Origin of the sequence: Microcystis aeruginosa FD4, assembly GCF_009792235.1 — a bacterium.
GTDB classification, from domain to species: Bacteria; Cyanobacteriota; Cyanobacteriia; order Cyanobacteriales; family Microcystaceae; genus Microcystis; species Microcystis viridis.
In genome coordinates, this window is record NZ_CP046973.1 from 3,497,299 (window position 1) to 3,521,727 (window position 24,429).

The 24,429-nt window shown below is 42.8% G+C and carries 18 protein-coding genes and 4 pseudogenes; 12 read left to right on the forward strand and 10 right to left on the reverse strand.

Annotation, left to right across the window (positions count from 1 at the left end):
- Positions 1–13: 13 nt before the first annotated feature.
- Positions 14–676 (reverse strand): PEP-CTERM sorting domain-containing protein, encoded by a 663-nt coding sequence (locus GQR42_RS17500; protein WP_158200923.1) that lies wholly within the window; start codon positions 674–676, stop codon positions 14–16.
- Positions 677–1,697: 1,021 nt separating this feature from the next.
- Entirely contained in the window at positions 1,698–2,270 is a 573-nt protein-coding gene (locus GQR42_RS17510; protein ID WP_158202506.1) for a DUF2808 domain-containing protein, read from the reverse strand.
- A gap of 191 nt (positions 2,271–2,461) precedes the next feature.
- Between GQR42_RS17510 and GQR42_RS17515 the strand changes: the two are divergent.
- Both GQR42_RS17515 and GQR42_RS17520 read left to right on the forward strand, forming a co-directional pair.
- A pseudogene (locus GQR42_RS17515) lies at positions 2,462–2,737 on the forward strand (Uma2 family endonuclease); the annotation flags it as partial.
- Positions 2,738–2,816: 79 nt separating this feature from the next.
- Positions 2,817–3,401, forward strand: coding sequence for a Uma2 family endonuclease (locus tag GQR42_RS17520; RefSeq protein WP_158200924.1), 585 nt, complete (start codon positions 2,817–2,819; stop codon positions 3,399–3,401).
- Between the two features lie 13 nt (positions 3,402–3,414).
- Here the strand turns inward: GQR42_RS17520 and GQR42_RS17525 are convergent, their stop codons facing one another.
- Both GQR42_RS17525 and ntcA read right to left on the reverse strand, forming a co-directional pair.
- Positions 3,415–4,902, reverse strand: coding sequence for a DUF3084 domain-containing protein (locus GQR42_RS17525; RefSeq protein ID WP_158200925.1), 1,488 nt, complete (start codon positions 4,900–4,902; stop codon positions 3,415–3,417).
- Between the two features lie 7 nt (positions 4,903–4,909).
- Positions 4,910–5,587, reverse strand: a complete 678-nt coding sequence (gene ntcA, locus GQR42_RS17530) for a global nitrogen regulator NtcA (protein ID WP_002750097.1) — start codon at positions 5,585–5,587, stop codon at positions 4,910–4,912.
- A gap of 214 nt (positions 5,588–5,801) precedes the next feature.
- Between ntcA and fabI the strand changes: the two genes are divergently transcribed.
- Positions 5,802–6,578 carry an enoyl-ACP reductase FabI gene (fabI, locus tag GQR42_RS17535; protein WP_158200926.1) on the forward strand — a complete coding sequence of 259 codons (777 nt, stop codon included), beginning with the start codon at positions 5,802–5,804 and terminating at the stop codon, positions 6,576–6,578.
- Between the two features lie 148 nt (positions 6,579–6,726).
- Here the strand turns inward: fabI and GQR42_RS17540 are convergent, their stop codons facing one another.
- The 3 genes and pseudogenes from GQR42_RS17540 to GQR42_RS17550 form a co-directional block, all read right to left on the reverse strand.
- The gene (locus tag GQR42_RS17540) at positions 6,727–7,005 is read right to left on the reverse strand and encodes a UPF0175 family protein (RefSeq protein WP_158200927.1); all 279 of its coding nucleotides are present in this window, start codon (positions 7,003–7,005) and stop codon (positions 6,727–6,729) included.
- Between the two features lie 45 nt (positions 7,006–7,050).
- A complete protein-coding gene (locus tag GQR42_RS17545) occupies positions 7,051–7,200 on the reverse strand; it encodes a hypothetical protein (protein WP_158200928.1) in 150 nt (49 codons plus the stop codon).
- A gap of 359 nt (positions 7,201–7,559) precedes the next feature.
- A pseudogene (locus GQR42_RS17550) lies at positions 7,560–8,222 on the reverse strand (tetratricopeptide repeat protein); the annotation flags it as partial.
- Positions 8,223–8,976: 754 nt separating this feature from the next.
- On the opposite strand from GQR42_RS17550, the gene GQR42_RS17555 reads away from it, so the two are divergent.
- From GQR42_RS17555 to GQR42_RS17565, 3 genes are read left to right on the forward strand one after another with little or no spacing between them, the layout of a single operon-like run.
- On the forward strand, positions 8,977–10,887 hold the full coding sequence (locus GQR42_RS17555) for a heavy metal translocating P-type ATPase (RefSeq protein ID WP_158200929.1): 1,911 nt from the start codon (positions 8,977–8,979) through the stop codon (positions 10,885–10,887).
- Between the two features lie 20 nt (positions 10,888–10,907).
- Positions 10,908–12,188: a histidine--tRNA ligase gene (hisS, locus tag GQR42_RS17560; RefSeq protein WP_158200930.1), complete on the forward strand. Its 1,281-nt coding sequence runs from the start codon at positions 10,908–10,910 to the stop codon at positions 12,186–12,188.
- A 41-nt stretch (positions 12,189–12,229) separates the two neighbouring features.
- The gene (locus GQR42_RS17565; RefSeq protein WP_158200931.1) at positions 12,230–12,880 is read left to right on the forward strand and encodes a hypothetical protein; all 651 of its coding nucleotides are present in this window, start codon (positions 12,230–12,232) and stop codon (positions 12,878–12,880) included.
- Between the two features lie 224 nt (positions 12,881–13,104).
- Here the strand turns inward: GQR42_RS17565 and murJ are convergent.
- Positions 13,105–14,818: pseudogene (murJ, locus tag GQR42_RS17570) on the reverse strand (murein biosynthesis integral membrane protein MurJ).
- 85 nt (positions 14,819–14,903) lie between these two features.
- On the opposite strand from murJ, the gene GQR42_RS17575 reads away from it, so the two are divergent.
- The 4 genes and pseudogenes from GQR42_RS17575 (at position 14,904) to GQR42_RS17590 (ending at position 17,481) form a co-directional block, all read left to right on the forward strand.
- The gene (locus GQR42_RS17575; RefSeq protein WP_158200932.1) at positions 14,904–16,127 is read left to right on the forward strand and encodes a DHH family phosphoesterase; all 1,224 of its coding nucleotides are present in this window, start codon (positions 14,904–14,906) and stop codon (positions 16,125–16,127) included.
- Between the two features lie 52 nt (positions 16,128–16,179).
- Positions 16,180–16,673: pseudogene (gene sixA, locus GQR42_RS17580) on the forward strand (phosphohistidine phosphatase SixA).
- A 68-nt stretch (positions 16,674–16,741) separates the two neighbouring features.
- Complete coding sequence (locus GQR42_RS17585) at positions 16,742–17,098, forward strand: hypothetical protein (RefSeq protein WP_002797815.1); 357 nt, start codon at positions 16,742–16,744, stop codon at positions 17,096–17,098.
- Positions 17,095–17,481 (forward strand): type II toxin-antitoxin system VapC family toxin, encoded by a 387-nt coding sequence (locus GQR42_RS17590; protein ID WP_158200933.1) that lies wholly within the window; start codon positions 17,095–17,097, stop codon positions 17,479–17,481. Before GQR42_RS17585 ends, GQR42_RS17590 begins: the two co-directional genes overlap by 4 nt.
- Positions 17,482–17,532: 51 nt before the next feature.
- Here the strand turns inward: GQR42_RS17590 and GQR42_RS17595 are convergent, their stop codons facing one another.
- Positions 17,533–18,153: a PEP-CTERM sorting domain-containing protein gene (locus GQR42_RS17595; RefSeq protein WP_158200934.1), complete on the reverse strand. Its 621-nt coding sequence runs from the start codon at positions 18,151–18,153 to the stop codon at positions 17,533–17,535.
- A 43-nt stretch (positions 18,154–18,196) separates the two neighbouring features.
- Between GQR42_RS17595 and GQR42_RS27860 the strand changes: the two genes are divergently transcribed.
- Together GQR42_RS27860 and GQR42_RS17600 are read left to right on the forward strand one after the other, a co-directional pair.
- Positions 18,197–18,364, forward strand: coding sequence for a type II toxin-antitoxin system HicA family toxin (locus GQR42_RS27860; RefSeq protein WP_199273203.1), 168 nt, complete (start codon positions 18,197–18,199; stop codon positions 18,362–18,364).
- Complete coding sequence (locus tag GQR42_RS17600; RefSeq protein ID WP_158200935.1) at positions 18,351–18,569, forward strand: type II toxin-antitoxin system HicB family antitoxin; 219 nt, start codon at positions 18,351–18,353, stop codon at positions 18,567–18,569. Before GQR42_RS27860 ends, GQR42_RS17600 begins: the two co-directional genes overlap by 14 nt.
- 93 nt (positions 18,570–18,662) lie before the next feature.
- On the opposite strand, the gene GQR42_RS17605 is transcribed toward GQR42_RS17600, so the two are convergent.
- Entirely contained in the window at positions 18,663–24,035 is a 5,373-nt protein-coding gene (locus tag GQR42_RS17605) for a cadherin domain-containing protein (protein WP_158200936.1), read from the reverse strand.
- Positions 24,036–24,429: the final 394 nt, after the last annotated feature.

Genomic DNA, 24,429 nt, shown 5'->3' on the forward strand with positions numbered 1-24,429 from the left:
GATAATTTAGGGGTTACAGTTTTCGCTTTAAAGCCGCACCTATTCCTAATACTCCTAAACTCAGTATTCCTAGAATTGATGAGGGTTCGGGAACGGAACTAACAGGAGGTGATGATGGAGATACGAGAAAAACGTTGTCTATTGTGGTAGTATCAGTTCCAAATTGAAAGTCACCATTAAATTCTAGAGAAGTTAAGTTGGCAAGAACTACTTGAATTTCTGCATTAGTGGCAGGCACAAAGGTCGAGTTGTCTGGAAGAATATTAAACCACACATTTTGATTGGTATTACTAAGAGCCAAACTATAGGTTTCCCATTGATTAGGATTTGGAGTCGAAATGAATGATGCAAGAGTCAATCCTGCACCTCTCAAAAATGCACCATAACCTCCAGGGATAATAAAGGAAGTTGTAAGATCGAAACTTAGGCTTCCATTAAGGAAAGTAGACTTATCTCCTAAAAATTTAGAAGGAGCAATAAAGGTTAAATCGTTCGCCGAAAAATCGGAAGCTGCAATATATCCTCCTGGATTGCCACCAGTAGCAAAATAGGTAAGGTTAGCAGGGGTACTGGGAGGATTATTACTTGCTGAGTTTTGATAATAAACTGTTGTCCACCCTTCGGCATCTGTATCAAATGTGCTACTAACAGTTGCAGCTTGAACAGGTACAATCACGAAGGTACTAACAGCTAAAACAGAGGAAGCGATCGCAACTTTTAATAAGTTTTTCTTACCTCCCCCGCAAAATCAATCAGTTTTACTAATGTCATGATTGAAAAGCCTCCGGAGAATTAGATTTGAGTGATTGTTTAGGGACTTGCGTGGGAATAATATCCCCAGCTTTGAAAATCGCTCTGTAGAAGAATCAGACTAGCCAGATGGCACATTATCAAAGCGCAAGTCCCTTATTGGAAGGGGGTTCTCGAAGGCTCTCCCCCTACTTAGGGTGATCAGCAAACCCCCTCCGCGCGGAGGGCGCAAGCTTTGCGCCCCTACAGTAACGGATTTTGTCCACAATGTAGGGGCGAACTGCGTTCGCCCAAAAGGTACATTATCAAAGCGCAAGTCCCTTAGTTGTATAGTAGTATAGTAATGAAGCTTTCTGGATTGCTCAGGGGAAATTTAAGGAAGTCTTTGGGATCGCTTTAGGAAAGTTAATCATTGGATAAAATCAATGCTAGGGAATATTTAAGGATTTTTTGAGGGCAGTTTGAACTTGGTTTAGGATGTCTGAGGGTAAAATGCCTAGTTTAGGATTGAAAAACGGACTGGTTGACCGTCGCAATCTTGTCAGTTCTGATTACAGAGGTCTTCGAGGTCTTCTAAGAGAGAAATTTGTTCTGAGAGGGGAAGTTGATAGACTAGGGTTTTGATTTCTTCAAGGGTTAGGGTGGAAATCATAAGACTCTGGGGTTGTCGAGATATACATTTATGTCAAGCAAACGCTTAATCCCTGACTTCAAATGGACAACGAAGTCAGGGAACTTTTGCCGATGATAATTTAGGGGTTACAGTTTTCGGTTTAAGGCTGCACCTATTCCTATTGATCAGTCATCAGTGATCAGATGTGAATTTTTAAGTGTGCAGTATTAAATAGAAGTTTCCTACTGTCTTTTTACTGATTACTGCTCACTGTTTACTGCTCACTGATTACTGTTTACTGCTCACTGATTACTGTTTTTAGACGCGGAACGGACTACCAGCGATCGCCAGCCTCATAAATTGTTAAACGTCCGGCCCCTAGATATAATCCAGGGGAATTCTCCCCGGGGGGATAAGCAGTAATTCCAAACTGATAGACACCACCATAATCAGGATTTCGTACTGGTTTCAGACCGATGGAAACGGTATTACCGGGGGGAACAGGAGGATCAAAAATGACCGTGATCGTCTGAGTATTGGGGTCAAAAGTGGTGGATTTTAGGGTTAATTTTTCGCCTCGCTGATTGCGATCGCCAAGAAAAGCAAAGGTTTGATCGACCAGAAAAGCAATAGTTTGAATATTAGGCTGCTGTTGTAGGGTTACTTTGCCCAAGGGCGCCCCGAGAGACGGCGGCAGAGCGATGGTAAGATAGTATTTTGCTCCCCAAGCACGCACGGATTGGAAAGTAGCGAAGAAATTAACCAGAGTGGGAGAGCTATCAAAAAATACTCTGCCATCGGGAAATTGTCCTGCGAGGGAAACAGAAGCATCAAAAGCGAGTATAGCAATCAAAGCGAGTTTAGATAGACTTTCAGTCTGTTTTAAAGGCAAAAAAGGAATTTTCAAGGTAAAAGCTACAATAAAATATTGATTGTCAAGGGGAATTATAGCAAATTCACTTAACCCTAAACCGCTGCCAAAAGTCAAAAAGCCTTGATTATTTATCATTGCCACTTTTAACAGTTCTTCGGTAGGTAGTATGCTAGGGACTCTTTGCTTATCCTGAAAACCCTATGTGTCAAGTCCGGTATTTGTGATTGCATAACAAGTACCGAAGAGCCGAAATTTTCAATCCCTGCCTAATTATTGAAGTTTTATCCCCTTCCACCTCCGGTTATGATCGGGGTGATCAATTTCGTTATCATCGTTCTATACCCCAATTAAACCAATATCTTCTCGTCAGTCAAGGGGAGATACGAATAGAATCCTATAGGCAAACATCAGAAAATCATTAAAAGGGAATTATCTCCCTAGATTCTTTAGGAATTAGCTTAAATCTTGCCGATATTTACGAAGAAATTCATTTTAATTGAGGAATAATTTATGAATGATAACCTTTTTTCTGTGATCTAGGTTATAATCGGGAGGATTAAAAATTCTGTGACAGAGAAAATGCTAACTCGATCTCCTACCAAAACCCTCAGCTTAGAAGAATATCGTAATTTAGAAACTAGAGCAGAAACTAAACACGAATATCACGACGGGGAAATTATCGAGATGACAGGGGGAAGCATCAATCATAATCGACTGGTACGCAATTTAATTCGCTTGTTAGACAATGCTTTAAGGAAAACTATTTATGAAGTCTTTCCCAGTGATTTGCGACTATGGATACCCCAATATAATCGCGGTTTATACCCAGATTTAATGATTATTGCCGGGGAACCATTATTTAGTGATAATCGCAACGATGAAATTTTAAATCCCTGTCTGATTATCGAAGTTTTATCCCCTTCCACCTCCAGTTATGATCGGGGTGATAAATTTCGTTATTATCGTTCTATACCCCAATTAAACCAATATCTTCTCGTCAGTCAAGGGGAGATATTAATAGAATCCTATAGCAAAACCTCAGAAAATAATTGGTTGCTGCAAGAATACACCCTAGCAAGGGGAATTATCTCCCTAGATTCTTTAGGAATTAGCTTAAATGTTGTCGATATTTACGAAGGAGTCGATTTTAATCTCAACTCCTAACTTTAGCTATCTTTTAAGAAGACGTACTAAAAATAATTTTACCGTCTTTTACCGCCACTAAACGCAAAGTTAAAGGTCCAGATGTATTAGTTTTACTAGCAGCAACTGCCTCAAGTGTCTCGATAGAATTACCCGACTTTTTCACTTGACCGATAAAGTTAACTACCGTAGTTAATAAACCATCTTCCACTTGAATTGACCCTAAAACTCCCGCACTTCTAGCGCGAAATTGAGCCGAAGCTAAAAGTAAATCTAAGCGCTTTTGTAGGTCTTCTTCTGTCATATTTTGGGGATCAATGGAAACGGCAGCGATCACCTGTTTCTCCTCAAAAACTCGTTGATTGGGAACCACATCAGCAAAGACACGAATCTCGGTTTCTCCTAAGACATAATTACCTGCGGAAAGGATTCTCACCACATATTCTTTACCGTCCTGTAATTGTTGACTTAACTGTTCTACCTGTGCTTTTGTGATCTTAACTAAACGCTGGTCAAAATTAGGCTGATTCGGTTGGGTAGCACGGATAGCATTCATATTCGCTTCTCGCAATAACTTATCGATAACAGCGACAATAGCTTGGGGATCGACAATACGAAAAGCTCCGAAAGATAACACCTGTCCCCGGAAAATAGCGATTTGTTTTTCCCGCAATTCTTGATAGGTTTGATAGTATTGTTCTAAAACTTCCACTTCCCGCTTAAGAAAAGCCATTTGGGTTTCTAAATCTTTTAATTTTCCCTCGCGCTGTTCCAAAGCCAAATTTTTATCCACAATCGATCGATCGAGTTCTCCAATACGTTGATCCCGGCGATCAATTTCTAGCTGTAGGGTTTTTTGTTGAGTTTCCAACTGTTGAAGTCGCGCTTGTCTGGTTGTTAATAACTTTTGTTGATTAGCTAACTCTTTATCTCTAGCTTGAACGGTGGTTTGTAGTTGATTTATCTGACTAGAAAGAATTGATTTTTGTTGGGACAATTGATCCCGTTGACCAGTTAACTGTGCCTTTTGATTAGTTAAAATAACTCGTTCATTATTTAAATTAGCCACTTCCTTCCGAAACTTTTCCAACTGTCCCGAAACTAATCGCAAACGTTGACGAGAAGCTTGATAATTTTTGTTAAGAACCTCTAGACGTTTCTGCACGGCTATCTGTTCACTTTTAGCCGTTTTTAAAGCCTTTTCCACCTGATTTTTTTGTTCGGTGGTTTTTCTTACCTGACTTTCCAAATCCTTAATAGCGGCACGACGTTCATTTAAAAGGCGATCCAGTTCAAAAACCCCTTGACGCAGGGATTTACTAGAAGCAAACAAGACAATTAAAGTCGAGCCAGCGATCAAAATTCCCGTTACAATCGTCATTAAAGTTGCGGTTTGTTTCGGACGCAGATTAAATAAACGCATCCTTTTCTTACCGATACGGCTACCTATGCGATCGCCAACCGCCGCTATCAGACCACCTAAAACCACGATGGCCAAAACTAAAATATAAGCGCTAGTCATCCAGAATTTAGGTAAATTGTTGACTGAGAGCGACGGGATTATGGACGGTAATTTTCTTCTTGTAAATTGAGACCATTTCCTGATCCCGCAGCTCTCCCAATAAACGGGTGACAGTGACGCGAGTAGAACCGATCGCTTCGGCGATCGCTTGGTGAGACAATTTTAGATCCACCCGGATGCCATCGGTGGTGGGAACCCCAAAATCACGACAGAGAATTAATAAAAAACTGACCAAACGTGAACCCATATCCCGGTGAGCTAAGGTTTCGATCATCATTTCCGTTTGCAGAATCCGCGAGGACAACCCCTGCAACATCAACATTGATAAATCGGGATTATTGCGGAGGGATCTTTCTACCTGCTCGATCGGGGCCGAGAGTAATTCTACCGGAGTAAAAGCCACGGCATGATAAAAACGATCCGATCGCTGACCAGTCAGTAAGGATAGCACACCAAAGACGCTATTTTCCCGCAGTAGAGCCACGGTAATTTCTTCTCCCGCTTCATAGACTCGCGACAACTTAACGGCTCCTTTCAGCAAAAAATAGACTCTTTCAGCGGGATCTCCGGGGAAAAAGATAGTTTTGCCACGCTCGAACAACTCCACCACCGGGGGGAAATTGCCGCTGCCGATTCGACGGAACACATCTGCTAGGGGTTTATCTTGTATTAATGATAAGTCCATCTCACATCCAAAAAAGGGGAAAATTGTTTTTATTATGCAACGAGTGTCACCTCTATTAAACATAACCGCTGCCTAAACTGGGAAAAGTTTTGGGCGCTTTTTGCCAGACAATGGGGAAGGGGTGATCATTGCTGCCCCCTTATCTGTATCCCTATTATACCGAATCTCGCTGGGGTCGGCTATTGGGGAGATTTTTGTAAGAGAAACGAGAACTATGTTAGATTTAACGGGAAAAAACGCCCTAGTGACAGGAATTGCCAATAATCGCTCGATCGCTTGGGGAATTGCCCAACAACTCCATCAAGCTGGTGCAAATATCGGTGTCACCTATCTCCCCGACGAAAAAGGCCGCTTTGAGAAAAAGGTGCGAGAATTGGCCGATGAACTTAATCCCGCTTTTTATCTCCCCTGCGATGTCCAAAATGACCAACAGGTAGAAGATACTTTCGCTACAGTGGCGGAAAAATGGGGCAAACTGGATATTTTGATTCACTGTCTCGCTTTTGCCGATAAAGAGGGTTTAACGGGGGATTTTACCGCTATCCCCCGGGAAGCTTTCACTAAATCCCTAGATATTAGCACTTTTTCCCTAACCCGTCTAGCGCGATCGGCTAAACCCTTGATGACGGAAGGGGGAAGTATTATTACTCTTACCTATCTCGGTGGTGTCAAGGTAATTCCTAACTATAATTTAATGGGGGTGGCAAAAGCTGGTTTAGAAATGAGTGTTCGCTATTTAGCTGCGGAATTAGGGGGCCAAAAGATCCGAGTTAATGGTATTTCTGCCGGTCCAATTCGCACCTTAGCATCTTCGGCCGTGGGGGGAATTCTTGATATGATCCATCATGTGGAAGAAATCGCCCCTTTACATCGCACGGTGACACAAATTGAGGTGGGAAATACGGCTGCTTTTTTAGCCAGTGATCTTTCTAGTGGTATTACCGGACAGATTATTTATGTAGATTCCGGTTACGAAATTATGGGAATGTAGTTTTAAGTAGGTAGGTGTTAAAAACCATCAGCACCCCCCTTATTAAGGGTAGTAGGGTTGATTCATGAATCAACCCTACTATGAATCAACCCTAGGATCAAGGGGGTATCAAAGGCGAAATCTATCTTCAATTTAATTGAAACGACTATCATAAAAGACTATGATCGTGTTTGTTGCGAAGTTGCTGAAGGGTCTTGCGATCGCTCTCTAGATCGACTTCATCGTAATGTAAATCGGCATCGTGGTTTTTCAAAAAAGCATCCACCACCCAACGAGACGATAGACCTAAAATACGTCCGACCTCGGCACTGGTGATTTTTTCCGCTCGGTAGGCCCGCACCACCAAAGCCTCTAAAATTTCACGGGGAAGATTATTGTAGTTGTAATGTTGAAGCAATTCATCGGGAATATCGATAGTAATTTTCATGATTTAGCTTTCTTTTTTTGGGTTTACTGATAATGTTTATAGAACTTAGGTTGAGTTAAAGCATGAAACCCAACATCTTAGTAATCGTCCAATTTCTTTGAGCGATCGCTGTAGATATTCTGGCAAAGGTTCAGTCTGCTGTGCGAGGGCGATTAGCAGCGCTTCAAGATCGATAATTGTTTTGGGAATTTCCATAAGTTATACCATTTTTCAAAAGTAATGACAGAGATGGTTATGCCTGGTACATCTCAATTTTGTCGAAATATCTAGATGACATTTTGGGCGCACGCGGTGCGCCCCTACCATTGGCGCAATGATATGATTGTAGGGGCGAATTGCCTTCGCCCTCTTTGAACAACTTCTGCTGCTCACCTATAGGTGAGAGAAAATCACCAACAGGAGATGCACCCGGTTATGCCTGCTACGAATAAAGAAAAATGGTATTAGTCCTGTCCAGTCAGGGTATAGGCTGCCCAATAGTAAGGATCGCTATATTCTGTTAGCTGATCTAGCCCTATTGTACCCAGAGAACAAATCGCCCACCCTCCGTCTCAGAAAGCTTCATGGTCATCGGGTTTAATTTCTAAAGCTTGATCGAAGGATGAGATCGCTTCTTCATACCTTCCTAAGTTATCTAACGCAATCCCTCGGCCGTTCCAAGCTTCATGGAAATCGGGTTTAATTTCTAAAGCTTTGTCGTAGGAGGCGATCGCGCCGATCAAATCCCAATTCATGTATTTCTGGTTTCCTTGCTCAAACCAAAATTCGGCATCCTGAACCACTTCCGTTAAATCCGTCTCCTTTGAGCCTAGATTTTCCCCCTCCACACTGGAAACATCCCTCACCGCGTCGCGTAACTGGAGACTAATCCGTTGGCACACTTCCCCCAGATTTCCCGTCATCACTTTCCCTAAAGCCGCCAGATCCCGCCCTAAAGTTTGATAATCTTCCGGATACTGTAGCCATTCCTCGCTTTTGTCCTCTAACCACCGCGCCAGCTTTTTATCGTCACAATAGCGACTGTATAGCCATCCCCGTAACCCGTCGGTAGTGGTTCCCGCCGCCACCTGCTCGAATAACCCCATCAATATCCCTTCATATTCCCCATCGCTGGGTTCTGGAGGAATATTTTTGACTTTTTTGGGGTTAATTGCCTTTGGACTGCCAATAAAGAGCGATTTTAGCCAATTCCAGAGCTTTTTTAGTAAGGATAGCATCGAAGAAAAGCGTAAAGGAGATAAGGAAATTATATCTCTACTGCCGAAAGTCGTCCCTTTCGGGGTTAGGGACTGGCGTGGGAATAATATCCCAGCTTTGAAAATCGCTCTGTAGAAGAATCAGACCAGCCCTAAATGGCACATGATCAAAGCGCAAGTCCCTTAGCTGCGGGGGAACTCGAAAACTCTCCCTCTACTTAGGGTGATCAGCAAACCTAATCGCTCGGAGGGCGCAAGCATTGCGCCCCTACAGTAACGCATTTTGTCCACAATGTAGGGGCGAACTGCGTTCGCCCAAAAGGTACATTAATGTAGGGGCGAACTGCGTTCGCCCAAAAGGTACATTAATGTAGGGGCGAACTGCGTTCGCCCAAAAGGTACATTAATGTAGGGGCGAACTGCGTTCGCCCAAAAGGTACATTAATGTAGGGGCGAACTGCGTTCGCCCAAAAGGTACATTAATGTAGGGGCGAACTGCGTTCGCCCAAAAGGTACATTAATGTAGGGGCGAACTGCGTTCGCCCAAAAGGTACATTAATGTAGGGGCGAACTGCGTTCGCCCAAAAGGTACATTAATGTAGGGGCGAACTGCGTTCGCCCAAAAGGTACATTAATGTAGGGGCGAACTGCGTTCGCCCTAAATGGCATATTATCAAAGCGCAAGTCCCTTAGCTGCAGGGGATAACGTACTAGGGGTTTTCTGCATCGATCCAATTTTTTCTAGAATGGGGAGAGAATTAATTGCCATCGATCCATGATTCAGAGTATCTCGTCCTCTTGGTTGTCTGAGTATTCCTCGGCATTTGCTGCGGGAATTTGCGCTATTTTAGTCTTTTTTGGTTGGTTATGCCTACACTTTAACCTGATCGGCCTAGCTTTAATCCTACTACCGATCGCCTATGTGGTGGGGGGATACGAGAGTACCCAAGCAGGATTAACGACTTTATTCGAGGAAAAAGAACTGGATGTGGACCTCTTAATGATTGTAGCGGCGTTAGGGGCGGCGATTTTGGGACTCTGGGACAGTAATTACTATCTCATCATCGATGGAGCCGTTTTAATCCTGATTTTCGCCATTAGTGGCGCATTAGAACAGATTGCCCTGGCGAAAACCGATCGCAATATTCGTTCTCTCATGGCTATGACTCCCGATACTGCTAGATTAATCACGGGAGACAGCGAAAAAGAGGTTCCGATCAAGCAATTACACATCGGTGATACAGTTTTAGTCAAACCGGGGGAATTAATCCCTATTGACGGCATTATTATCGATGGAAACAGTCCCATCAATCAAGCACCAATTACGGGAGAATCGCTTCCCGTGGATAAAACCATTGGGGAAGAAGTCTTTGCGGGAACTCTCAACGGTGCAGGAGTGCTACGTTTAAAGGTGGAAACTCCCCCCGAAAGTCGCTTAATTGAAAGGGTGATTCGTTTGGTAGAAAAAGCGCAAAATGAATCCCCTCCCTCCCAACAGTTTATCGAAGGTTTCGAGCGAGCTTATGCGAAAATTATCGTGATTTTAGGCTTAATTTTCGGGATTTTACCGCCTTTTTTCTGGGGGTGGACCTGGGAAACCACTATCTATCGGGCCTTAATTTTTCTCGTGGTGGCTTCTCCCTGTGCTTTAATGGCCTCAATTATGCCAGCTTTGTTATCGGGTATCGCTAACGGGGCAAAACAGGGGATTTTATTCAAAAATGGCGCAAGATTGGAGATGATCGGCCGCATACGAGCGATCGCTTTTGATAAAACTGGCACTCTCACCCTTGGTAAGTTGCAAGTGGTGGAAATTATCCCTATCCATGGAGTCAGCGAAAATGAGGTGTTAGCGGTGGCTGCATCCCTAGAATCCTGTTCCGAACATCCCATCGCAGAGGCAATTACCAGCACAGCGCTCGAACGTGGTATAAATTTCTTCAGTGCTAATCAGGTACAAGCGGTATCGGGACGAGGTATCACGGGAAAAATTGCCGATAAGTCGGTATCTGTGGGCAATTTTGCCTATATTCGTGACCATATTGCTGATCTTGACCAGAATATCCTAGCTATCCGCGAACGTTTACAAAAAGAAGGTAAAACCCTCGTTTGGGTAGTACAAGAGAATCAAATGCTCGGTGCGATCGCTGTGGCCGATACCCTTCGTGACTCGGCAGTTAATCTGGTGGAGAAACTAAAAAAGATCGGTATCGAACATATCGTTTTAATTACGGGTGATAATCAACAAAGTGCCGATAAAGTCGCTGAAAAACTCGGCATTGAGGAGGTTTACGCTGATTTACTGCCCGAAGATAAGTTAACCGTCATCCAAAATCTGCAAGAAAAATATCACACTGTCGCGATGGTGGGAGATGGCATTAATGACGCGCCCGCTTTAGCCATGGCTAATGTGGGGATTGCCATGGGAAAAGCTGGTAGTGATGTCGCTTTGGAAACGGCCGATATTATCCTCATGTCCGATAATTTAGCCAAAATTCCCAGCGCGATTAACCTTGGTCGTCGTGCCAATCGCATTGTTAAACAGAATATCACTTTCGCCCTCGCGTTTATCGGCATATTGCTCCTAGCTAATTTTGCCGGTGATATAACTTTACCTCTAGGTGTCGTCGGTCATGAAGGATCGACGGTATTAGTGACTCTCAGCGGTTTAAGATTGTTCAAATAGGGATAAAAATACAGAGAACTATGGGCGAAATCCAGGCAATCCGAGGCACAAAAGATATTTTACCGGCGGAGGTCGGTTACTGGCAGTGGTTAGAGGAAACTGCCAGCAGAATTTTAGGGACTGCGCTGTATCAAGAGATACGAACTCCCATTTTTGAACAGACGCAACTTTTTGAACGGGGTATCGGGGAAGCGACGGACGTGGTAGGTAAAGAAATGTACAGTTTCCTCGATCGCGGTCAACGTTCCCTGACTTTGCGACCGGAAGGAACAGCTGGGGTCGTTCGCGCCTACATTGAACACAAATTACAGGCCGCAGGAGGAGTACAAAGACTCTGGTATAAGGGGCCGATGTTTCGTTATGAACGTCCGCAAGCGGGTAGGCAGCGACAGTTTCATCAAATCGGGGTCGAATTGTTGGGAAGTGATGACCCTAGGGCGGATGTGGAAGTAATTACCCTTGCCAGCGAGATATTAAAAGCTGTGGGGCTAGAAAACCTAAAATTAGACCTTAATTCCCTGGGAAATGCCCAAGATAGGCAAAATTATCGTCAGGCCTTGCTAGATTATTTGACTCCCTACAAAGCTGATTTAGACGCAGATTCTCAACAGAGATTAGAAAAAAATCCCCTGCGAATTTTGGATAGTAAGGACGAGAAAACCAAGATTATTTGTGAGAATGCCCCCAGTATTCTTGAACATCTCGGCAGTGATTCTCAAAAGCATTTTGAACGGGTACAATCTTTACTAACTGATTTGGGAGTTATCTATAATCTTAATCCCTGTTTAGTGCGAGGATTGGACTATTACACCCATACGGCCTTTGAAATTCAGTCCGATGATTTAGGCGCTCAAGCTACGGTTTGCGGTGGTGGTCGTTATGATGGTTTAATAGCTCAATTAGGCGGTCTAGACACACCAGCAGTGGGTTGGGCGATCGGTTTAGAACGTCTGATTATATTATTACAACAAAAGCAATCTTTATCTTTTTTGGTTCCCGATTTTTATCTCGTCTCCAAAGGAGAAAAAGCTGAGGCACGCAGTGTGGTGTTAGCGCAGCAATTACGCGGATTGGGGTTTAGCGTCGAGTTAGACTTAAGCGGCAGCGCTTTCGGGAAACAATTTAAACGGGCCGATCGAGCTAAGGCCGTGGGCTGTATAATTTTGGGGGATGCTGAGGCTGAAAATGGCACAGTACAACTGAAATGGATGGCCACCCAAGAACAAATTAGTCTAACCCAAGCGGATTTATTGACACAAGCAGGGGAATTAAAAGCGCAAATCTCTCGGCACAAATCCTAAGTTTTAGCGTCATGGCCAAACATTAGGCCTAGGCTAAGATTATGGAATTTATACTGCAAAAACAAGGGGAAAATCACGGACGCACAATTTCTACTAATTCCCTAGAAATTGTCTCGGGAAACTATCGTCTCTTGGCCCGTCTGGATTCTCCTTTTGCTCATATTGAAGTGCGTATCGATTACGAATCTCCCGAAAGTAGTGAACGATATACCCATTATTATCGATCGGATGCCGGGGGTTTGCTGGAAATTTTTTCCTATCGAGATTTAGGAATAGGTAGCTGGAAAATTCGCTGTTATGGGGATATTCTGGCAGAATTAAAGGGGCAAGGTTGGCAAGAAATGTTAACTTTAATTGTTACTCCTGTTAAGGTCAATTATCTGGCTCAATTAGAACAGTTAATTAAAACCGAAATTGAACCTTTATTAGCACGAGAATCCCCTCCAGAGATGGTAAAACTAGAACTGGCCGATTTAACCAATAATTCTGCCTTTGTTTTTGATTTATGCCTACCGGGGGAAACAATGACTGCTAGAGAAGGGGTAACTCTAGAACTGCCGGACCCTGCTAATATGAAAAAGAGCCTTCAAGCTTTATCTAATCGCAATTATGCACCCCTACCCCCGAAAATATCTGGTTCTAATTCTCGCCGAAAATCACCGCAACTTCCCCCAATTCCTAAAAATAAATAGGGTTTGCTTAATAAATCTAAAGACCTTGTTGGGTAAAACTTTTAGACCTTTTGTCCATCAAAAAGTGCCGACCCTTGCAGTGATTGGGGGGAAAATTCAGGTACTTTTTCCCTGAAAATTAGGTAATTGACCAGATGAAAATGGGTAAAACCCTACACCCTGCTCCCAGGAAAAACTTTTTCAGCAAACCCTATGTAATGATAGGGTGCGGCCAGAACTTAAATCTAAGATTTTTTCAAGAACTTCTGACGAACTCGCGAGATTAATAGGTCTAATTCCGGTAACTTCAATAACATCGCACCGAGGAGGAATAAACCCACTGCTACGGTCGAAGCAACACCTAACTGTAATAATTGTAGGAAAATATTACCAGCACCAAAAATCTTTTCCCAACCCCAACTAGCGCCCCAACTAGCAACACCAGAAAGCATTGTAATTACCGTTAATCCCAATAAGGATAAACCCCATTCTCCCAAAGGTAAACCCCCTAAACGACGATTTAAAATCACCGTAAAAATGCCCATAGAAAGGATATTAACCCCCACGGTTGCTAAAACAATCCCCGGAGTACCAAAAGGTTTATACAAGAGAAAATCCAGCGCACCATTGAGGAAAATATTCACCATACTCACCTTAAAAGGAGTTTCGCCATCACCCAAAGCATAGAACACTCGTACTAAAAGATCGCGACCGAGATAGAAAAACATCCCGAAACCGTAGGCCATTAATACGGGAACCACCTGTTCCGAGGCAGCCAGATTAAAGGCCCCCCGTTGATAGATAACCCGCACTACCGGGAAAGCGAGGGCGATAAAGATAGCGGTGAAGGGTAACATGGTTAAAGCCGTCAATAATAAACCCTGACGGATTCTTTGCTTCAATTCTCCCCAATTTTCCGGTTCCGTCAGTCGAGAAAATATCGGCATAAACGGCACGAGAATCATGTTGGACATGATGCCCAAGGGCGTGAGAACGATAAAACTGGCGTAACGCATGGAAGCGGCGGCATTTTCGATAAAAGAAGCGAAAAAGAGGTCAGTATAAACGTTAATATGCAACATTCCCGAAGATAAGGTCGCCGGAATCATCACCCGCAACACCTCCGACACCCCCGGGATCCGCCAATCCCAACGAAATGTTAATTTTCCTAAACCTGACTTGACTTGTGCGCCCACTTGTGCTAACCATTGCCAGAGCGCCCCGACGAGAGTACCGCCGGCGAGGACAAAACCCCCTAGTTGCACATATTGCGGCTGATCAATGCGATCGCCAAGTAACCAAGCCAGCAAACCCACCCCGAAAATTACCGCCACACTGGAAAAAAGCGGACTGAGACTCGGTAGCCAGTATTGGTCCGCCGCGTTGAGAGTACCGAAACCGATGCCGATTAAACCGGCTAAAACCGCCATGGGGGCCATAATTTGCAGTTGTTGAATGGCCATGCTGCGGGTGGCGGCATCTAAACCGGGAGCGAGAACATCAATAAAAATATTGGCAAAAACGATTAAAAAGACGGTGACAGCTAATAAAATCGCACTGACTAGGGTGGTGATAGTCTCGACAATCGGCGCGGACTCGGATTTATCTCTTTTAGCCAACACACTGACCAAAGCGCTGTGAAAGGGGCCGTTAATGCCACCGAGGAGAATTAACAGAAAACCGGGGATAACGTAGGCAAAAGCGTAGGCGTTCACCACCGGCCCAACACCGTAGGCAGCGGCGATTACCTGTTCACGGACCAAACCAAAAACCTTACTGATTAAGGTGGCAACGGCGACAATTCCGGCAATACCGGCTAAGGAACGGGTAGCTTTCTTAGTAATGATGACACCTCGAAAGAAAACAACTGCATTGACTGATTCTACCCGTTTCTGTGTTTCCCGCCGAAAAGCGATCTAAGTGGGGAGCTAGTGGCTGGAAAAGCTTAATATTTGAGATGAACCGATCGAGCGGGGATATCGTCTAGAATTAATTAGCTCAAAAAATCCCGACTGAATCTACTCTTAAGCAAACTTTTCTAAAAATGACGGCTGAATTACTGAGTCTAGTTCCTGCCAAGTCCCTCGAAACCGATGTAGTGGTAGGGGAAGCGTCGGCAGTATGTCCCCTTCCTCCAGTCACGGTTAGTAATGATACCCTACTTATTTCCCTGATCGATCGCCTGCGACGTACTTTGGAAAATCACCGCGGCGAAAATCAAATTGTGGTGATGCAGGATTTCCCAGATCCCGATGCTCTTTCTAGTGCCTGGGCCTATCAAATTATCGCTGAACAGTACGATATTCACTGCGATATAGTCTATGCGGGTACTCTCTCCCATCAGGAAAATGTCGCTTTGGTAAAACTAACGGGTTTACCAGCTAAACGTTGGGGAGTCCATACCCTCAAAGATAGAGATCTCTCCGTTTATCAGGGTTGTGTTTTTGTCGATGGTCAGGGAACCAATAGTCAGTTAACCACTCTGGTTAAACAGGCAAAAATCCCTATTATTGCTGTGATCGATCATCATACTCGCCAAGGGGATCTAGACGCAGAATTTGTCGATATTCGCCCCCAAATCCGGGCAACGGCGGCGATGTTAACCCAATATATCCAAAAAGGGTTACTGAATTTTAATAGTAGCGATACCGTCCATGTTAAGTGTGCCACAGCTTTGATGCACGGATTGCGATCGGATACGAATAATTTAATGCAAGCGCAAGAGTGTGAATTTATTGCTGCCGGTTATCTCAGTCGTTTCTACGATGCCCAATTATTAAACGCTGTCCTGCAATCGGCCAGATCCCGACGGGTGATGGATGTGATTGAACGGGCTTTAAAAAACCGTATTATTAAAAATAATTATTCGATCGCCGGGGTCGGTTATTTGCGTTATGATGACCGAGATGCGATTCCCCAAGCTGCCGATTTTTTGGTGACAGAAGAAAATGTTCACACGGCTTTAGTTTACGGTATCGTTCACGATGAAGATGAGGATATCGAGTTAGTCATTGGTTCTATGCGTACCAGTAAAATTACCCTAGATCCCGATGAATTTCTTAAGGAAGCTTTCGGACAGGATAACCAAGGTCGCTTTTTTGGTGGTGGTCGTTACATGGCCGGAGGTTTTGAAATTCCTATCGGTTTCCTCGGTGGTTTTAATAATAATGCCGAATACGCAAAACTGAAGTGGGAAGTCTATGACACCCAAATTAAACAAAAACTTTCCCATCTAGTTAACCCCGATGAAAAGGTAATTCGCACCTAGCTATCGGACCTCAGCTATCTATTATCATCGCCAAGACCGACCCTAAACTGATATGAAACTTTATTTTGTGCGTCATGGATTAGCAGGACAATCTGGGGATTATCTCAACGACAGGGAACGTCCTTTAACCGAGGAAGGTAAGGCAAAAACTGCTAAAGTTGCCCAAAGATTAGGACAGTTGGGGGTGAAATTTGACCTAATTCTCACCTCTCCCCTGGTGCGTGCCGTGCAAACTGCCGAAATTTTGCAAAAAGCGGGTTTAAGCCGTAAATTGAGCAATTTAATCCCCTATCACCCAACGGCAATATTCAAGATTGGGTGCAATGGTGGCAAAAGTCGGACTATCAGCGAGAGGAAAACGCGATCGCAATGGTAGGCCACGAACCGGATTTAGGCTATTGGACGGAAATGCTAGTTTGGGGCAAGTTTCAAGGAAAATTATCGGTCAAAAAAGCGGGAATAATTGGTCTAGAGGTTCCCAATCAGGAAAATCCGCTAGGTAAGTGTCAGTTATTCTGGTTGACAGCCCCGAAATTACTCCTCTAGGAATTAACCTGGGTGTATCTATCCTTTTTGGGGACTACAATCGATGTTTAGTTAATAGTTAAAAAATCATGAACGATGTAGAATTACGCCAGTTATTAACTGAGAAGTTAGCAATTTTGTCCGCAGACAATCTTAATTTAGTTGGGCAATTTATTGATAAGTTAACTCATCAAGAGGCAGCAAACAAATCCGACAATTACCTAACAGAAAAAGCATTACAAAAATGGCAATTTTTAGTTAAAAATAACCAAGAAATGGACAATACAAATCCTTTAAGTGAAAATGAAATTAAGATAATTTGGCAATTTTTAAGTCAATCTCATCGATCTCGTCCGGTAGGATTAGCTAGAGGAGAATTTACCATCTCTGATGATTTCAACGAACCTTTACCAGAGGAAGTTTTAGACTTGTTTTATCCACAATGAGATTGTTACTAGATACACACATTTTTCTTTGGTTAATTAGTGATCATCCGCGCTTGTCTGAAAAAATATGCCGTCAGATAAAAAATAGCAATAACGAAGTTTTTTTGAGTGTAGTCTCTGTTTGGGAGTGCGTTATTAAGTATCAGTTAGGCAAATTAAATTTTCCTGAGCGTCCTGACCTATATCTTCCCAAAAAAAGAAAACAGCATTTAATTAACAGTTTGGTTATTGATGAAAAAAGCCTAGTACATTTAAAAGATTTACCACTCCTTCATAAAGACCCTTTTGACCGTCTTTTAATCTGTCAAGCTTTACAGCATAATTTAGTAGTGGCTACTGAAGATAATGCAATTTTAGCCTATCCTAACTTACAGTTTTTTTGAGTATCAATCAGGGACGTAAACTCGATCGCTTACGTCCCCTAAAAACATCAATTAACTATCATTACTATTGTCTTGATTGCGCTTTTTAGACAGCAATACACCTAACCCTAATATTACTATTGCCAAAATTGTAGAAGGTTCGGGAATAGCTGTCGATGAACCCACTTGAACTATTTTTATAAACTGACTTTGATTACCAGAATAACTGGCAACACTGCCATCGCTAAAACCAGTTTGAGATAAATCAATATTAAGTACCAGACTAGAATTACCATTGCCGATTACTTGAAAGTGCAATAAACTAAAAGTATCCAATTGATTAATTCCCAGAGGTGAACCAATGCCCAAAAATGGTAAAGAACCGCCTCCTAAGTTAGTAATTGAACCATTGGTATTGTCTAAGATTCCCGTGCGTCCAAAGGGGAAATTAGGGGTAATAAGAAGACTATTAATATCTGAGGGATTGAAAGGATTGTCGATGTTTTGAATTGAGCGAGGATCGAAGGATAAATTAATAGCACCGCTAGTGATACCGACAGGATTAATATCACTATTTTCCATTAAAATTTCTACAAAAAATCTATCGCCTAAACGAAGAGGATTATTAATAATAGTTCCCGCTAGGCCACTATTATCAGTTTTGAGGTTGAATTGAGTAGTCAGACTAGACATAATGTAGTTCTCCTGAGTTAAAAAAGTTAGCGAGTTAAAACAAATGCTACGCCAAGCAGCATTTATTCAAAAATCTGGTAAGGGAAGTCACACTAACTGGGTACATCATTTGTACTCTGGTAAAGTTACTGTTTCTGAAAAAGACAGTGCCGATGCAAAGTTGTATCAAGAAAAAGAAGTTAAGAGGAATCAAGAAAATGGCACAAATTAAATATCGCATGGTAATCCAATGGTCTAATGAAGATAATTGTTTTTTGGTTGCATTGCCTGATTTTCTAGGGCAATATTGGCGTACTCATGGAGATACTTATGAGGAAGCTGTCGCTAATGGAAAAGAAGCAATAGAATCGCTAATGATTGCTTATCAAGTAGATAATGAACCCTTACCTAAACCGTTATTTTGTAGGATGGGTTAGCGCACTTCGTAACCCATCAAACCTAATCAAAAGTCATCATAATTAATCTGAATTGTTGGGTTTCCTTGGGTCAACCCAACCTACAGAGTTAATCTAAATAACTAACCCAAATTCAGAATTGAAGGGAACTAATTCCGCAAGATTAATTTTTCCATCTCCGGTAATATCAGCAGTAGGGTCATAATTTGTTTGTCCACTACTACTACCAAATAACCCCGGACGTTGTAAGGTAGTTAAGTCGGTTAAATTTACCCGTCCATCGTAGGAAATATCACTGTTAAAGGTTGATTTTCCTGTTAGTTGAATGTTCAAAGCGGAATTGTTTTGAGCATTACTGTTGATGACTAAACCGTTAGCCAAATTGAAGTTTTCTCGCGCTGCTTTGGGTGTATATGTTAAAGCGATACGTCGAGTTTGTCCGGGATTTAGCAGTATGTCTCCATTGGCAAAATTGGCATCTGTGGTGACATTTTGTGCATTAATTGTGATTCCCGATATAGCAAGTACATCGTTAGTTCCCGATGCGGTATTAGTAATGTCAATGAATTGGGTTTTGTCAGCAAAATTGGGACGAACAAACAGGCTATCGGTTGCATCTGTACGGTACTGGGAGAGTTTTGTGCCGAAGGTGATGGCGTTTTTATCTACTACTATTGTCCCTTCATTAACGTTAGTAATATTGACGTTAAAAGTGCGTTCGGTAGAGAGTTTATAACCGTCAGTTGCTTTGACTCCCAATTGATAGGATGTAACTCCACTTTCAAAGTCAATGGTATTAGAACCTGCTTGGGTTAAAGTAATTTCTCCGGTGGTAGCATTGATGGCAAAAAGGTCATTTCCTGAACCATCTTTAGGAGAGGTACTAAGGCTAAATGTAGGAGTTTGTCCGTAAGCATCATCGGTCGCATCGACTAAGTTTCCGGCGACAACTACGGTTCCTACTGCACTTCTTTCTGCTAGGTTGACGTTATTAATGGTACTCACAATGGGAGCATCATTAATGATAATATTACGGGTTAAGCTAAGATTACCATTAGGATCAACTAATGTGCCATCAGCAAAACCGATTTGAGTGGGATCAAAGGTGAGATTTAAGTTAGAGTTATCCCGCGTTCCCACGACGTTAAAGCGTAGCAAACTGAAGCGATTTAATTGATTAATCCCAATCGCTGTACCTTGACTTGCTTCGGGAACTGCACCACCACTTAAGTTATCAATTAAACCGTTGGTATTGTCTAATGTACCGCCTCGGAATAGGGGGAAAGCGGAGGTAATTAGGGGACTGTTGACATTGCCAATATCAGCAAAGTTATTGATATTTTGAGCAACATCAGCAGCAAAGCCAAAGTCAAGGGAGTTGATGATTAAACCTGCTGCATTGGTGCGAATATCACCTACTAGGATTTCCGCAAAGAAGCTGTTACCAAGAATGGCATTATTGCTTGTAATTTCACTGCCAACTGTCCCGTTATTATCCTCATAGAGTTTCAGTTGGAAGCTGAGAGGGTTAACATTATTTAGGTTAATGGTAGCGATACCCGTATCGGTTAAAGCACCATCATTTGCTTGAATTGTCAGGTTAAAGGGGTTAGTTTGTGCGCTGACATCATCCGCATCCGTAACCGTAATTACTCCCGTATTACTAATAGCAAAGGCTTTGATAGTGTCGCCATCAGTGTCTGGATTTCCGGCGGTGATACTGTAGGTTAAGGGGTTATTATCGGGGTCAGTGGCGTTAATTGTCCCGACGACTGTACCGTTGGGACTGGTTTTAGAAATGCTGAAAACAGCATCATTAACGACTGGGGGACGGTTAACAGGACTGGTTAAATTAACGGTAATCGCAGCCGTATCATTTAAGTTACCATCGCTAACCGTAACTGTTAGGTTAAAGGGGTCGGTTTGACTGCTAATATCATCAGGGTCAGCAACCGTAATTACGCCACTACTACTAATACTAAATGCCTTGATATTGTCGGCATCGGTGTCCAAATTTCCAGCCGTAATACTGTAGGTTAAAGGGTTATTATCGGGGTCAGTTGCGGTGACAGTTCCGACTGTGGTATTAACCGGACTGGTTTTAACGAGGCTAAAAGTAGCATCATTAGCGACGGGGGGACGGTTGGGGGTTTCGTTAACATTGGTGAGGTTAACGGTGATAATAGCGGTGTCGGTTAAAGTTCCATCGCTGACGGTGACGGTTAGGGGGTTATTTGGGTTAACTTCAAAGTCGATGTCATCGGGGTCAGCTACGCGAATTTGTCCGCTATTATTGATGGTAAAGGCGGAGATACCGTCCCCATCGAGGTTAGGATTCCCTGCGGTGATATTGTAGGTTAAAGGGTTATTATCGGCATCAGTGGCGGTAATAGTGCCGACAAGGGTGTTTAAGAGGCTATTTTCGGGAACGGTTAAGGTAGTATCATTGAGGACGGGTGCGCTATTTTGGGTAAATTCAAAAGCACCCATATCGACGTTTGTACCGTTAACGCGAGGATTTCGGGCAATATCAAGGGGTATTGCTTCGGTGATGTTGCTATCGCCGTCTAAGTCGCGGGCATCGGCAGGAAGGGAGGCGTTATTTCCTGCGTTGATGGCGGGAGAAGTGCTTTGTAAGCGTAAGTCGTCGTTGATGGCATCGACAAAGAGGGGGTCAACATTTAGGTTGCCTGTGCCTGTAAATCCGCCTTGTACTATGCTGTTGGTAACTGTATTTGTTCCAAAAGTATTGCTAAGTGCTGTTCCACCATTCCCCCAGATAATACTATTACGAATAACGGCATTGGCAGAGATAGTTATTGGAAATGTTGCGCCAAAGTTACCAAAATCACCCTGTCCAGAAATCGCACTTCCTGAACCAGAGGCATTTCCGCTAAAACTGCTATTGGTAATAGTGATAATATCAATAGATCCTTCTGGTACTGTTTTTCTATGGTAAATAGCACCACCAGCAGAAGCAGCATTATTACGGCTAAAAGCAGCATTGGTGACTTGGAGGTTATTGCTATTTTGATTAAAAATCGCACCACCTGCACTATTAGCACCATCAGCAATATTTAGCGTAAAATTAGCATTCGTGACACTAACATTATTACTGTTGTTGTAAATTGCCCCACCATTAGCAGAACGGTTTTGTAAGAAATCAGCTTGAGTGATTGTAGCACCAGTAGTTTGAAGGAAAACAGCACCACCTAAACCAGCAGTAGCACGGTTTTGAACAAAATCACCTTGAGTCAGGTTGAAAGTACCACCTGTGCTGAATATTGCGCCACCATCACTACTGGCAGTGTTATTATTAAAAGTCCCATCTTTGAGAGTTAAATTGCTACCAGTATTATAGATAGAACCTCCATCTAAAGTAGCTGTATTGCTGGAAAATGTTGCATTATTTAGTGTGGCGGTACTAGAAGTGCTATAAATTGCACCACCATTTGCACTAGAGTTACTGGCAAAAGTTGCATTATTTAGAGTAAAGCTACTATCATTGTTAGAGATTGCACCGCCATTAGAAGTCGCAGTATTGCTGGTAAATGTGGCATTAGTTAGAGTGGGATTGCTTTTATTATTACGGATGGCTCCCCCAGTACCACTAGCCGTATTGTTGCTAAATGAGACATCAATAACAGTAGGACTGCTGGTAAAGAAATAAATTGCTCCTCCTTCACCAGCAATACCTGTACTGTTAATTGTGGTATTATTTCGGAAAATTGAATTAGAGAGAATTAAATTGCTCCCTGCATAAGCATAAATTCCTCCACCATTGATAGCCGTATTATTCTCAATAATTAAGTTGCGAAGAATAGGACTACCATCACTAATAAAAATTCCTCCACCAATAGACCTCAAATCAGCAGTATTTGCAAAGTTAGCATTTCCTCCTGAAATCGTAAATCCATCTAAAATGGTTGTATTAGATGTATTACTACCCGTAACAACATGATAAACATTATCACCCGCAGTATTAACCGTCCCAATATCCCCACTTAAAATAGTGGCATTAGTAGCAACATTTCGCTGACTTAAACTCGTCTCCGAACCAGCAAACCCCCCATAAATCTCCACATGATTCTTGAGGGTAAAAGTTGCATTTCTGTCCGTTCCCGTAGTCGGTTTATAGGTTCCCCCCGCAACCCAAATCGTATCCCCACTTTTCGCTGCTGCTAACGCCCCTTGTAAATCCGTAAACGCATCAACCCAAGACGTACCATTATTACTTCCCCCCGCATTTGCCCGTACAAAAATCGTGCGAACTGCTGCAGGAGTAGGCGTAGGAGCGAGTTCTGCCCCTTCATACGCCCCTAAATCCACATTTGCACCCACAACACGGGAATTACGCGACAAATCGAGGGGTATCCGTTCAGAAGTATTGCCATCCCCATCCAAATCTCGACTATCGAGAGGCAATAAAGTAGAATCTCCCGCATCCAAAGCAGGAGAACCCGATTTTAAGCGTAAATCATCCGCTTTCGCATTGACAAACAGAGGGTCATTATCCGTCGCACCCGTAAACCCTCCCCCTTGGATAATACTATTAGCAACCGTAACACTACCACCGGAACCATTATTAACCTGATTCCCCGTACTGCTACTATCCTGATTTCCCCAGAGGATACTATTTCGCAATGCTACACTACTCGAAACATTATGTAGCGCACCCCCAGTTACCGCCACGTTACCACTCAAGGTACTATTAATCAAATTGGGGTTACTCAGATTACTAAAAATCGCGCCACCACTGCCCGTATTAGCCGAATTTCGACTAAAAACCGAATCAACAATGGTGGGATTACTGCTACTGGTGTTATAAATCGCCCCCCCGTCATTAATTGCCGTATTCAGGCGAAAAGTGCCATTAGTAATCTGGGGACTACTTAAATCATCGTAAATCGCCGCCCCTCGCGTTGCCGTATTGTACTCAAACAACACATCTGTCAGGACAGGATTACTACCATTCTCGTTATATAAAGCACCTCCATTTGTTCCATTATTATCGCGGAAAGTGATATTTCTCAGGGTTGGACTAGCACCCGAAACATACATCCCACCCCCATCATCTTGATTTCCCGTTGTACCATTCGCATTACCACCAGTAATAGTAAACCCATCCAGAATAGAACTGTTACCTAGAGGAGTAGAAATCGTACCCGTTGCGCTTATCACATGATACGAATTATCGGCAATTCCCGCCGCACCAATTTCACCACTTAAAATAGTAATATTATTAGCAATATTACGCTGATTTAGGGCAGTTTCCGTTCCTGCAAACCCGCCATAGATTGCTACATTATTTTTCAGGGTAAAGCTTGCAGTTCTGTCGGTTCCCGTAGTCGGTTTATACGTCCCCGCAGCCACCCAAATCTCATCACCAGCTTGTGCTGCAGTAATAGCACTTTGTAAACTGCCATAAGCATTGTTCCAAGCGGAGCCATTACCTGTTGAACCAGACTTAACGTAAAGAATAGCCATGATATACCTCGTGTGAAAAAGACGGTAGAGAGTTGATAGGGAATATCGACCCGAAACTTAGTTCGAGTTAGATAAAGTTGATAAGTAAGCGAATAGTGGAGAAAACTGTCTCTAAAGACAGCAAAACCATTAATCAAGCTGAGATGTCAGAAAATTTAGCACTGGTTAGGGATGATGCTTAGATTGTAGAGGCGAATAATTATAAGCTCCGTTTATTTTTTTTTCATTCATCAGCAGAGCTTATTACATAAATCGAGCAGAGAGAAAATATCTGGTATAATCCCACTTCTGAGAAAATTTACCTAGAGATAAGCCGATTTGTGTTGCTAAGGCTATATTTTGATTAACTTTTGTCAATTTATTCGGAGAATCAAGTTATTTTGTCATCAGTTAA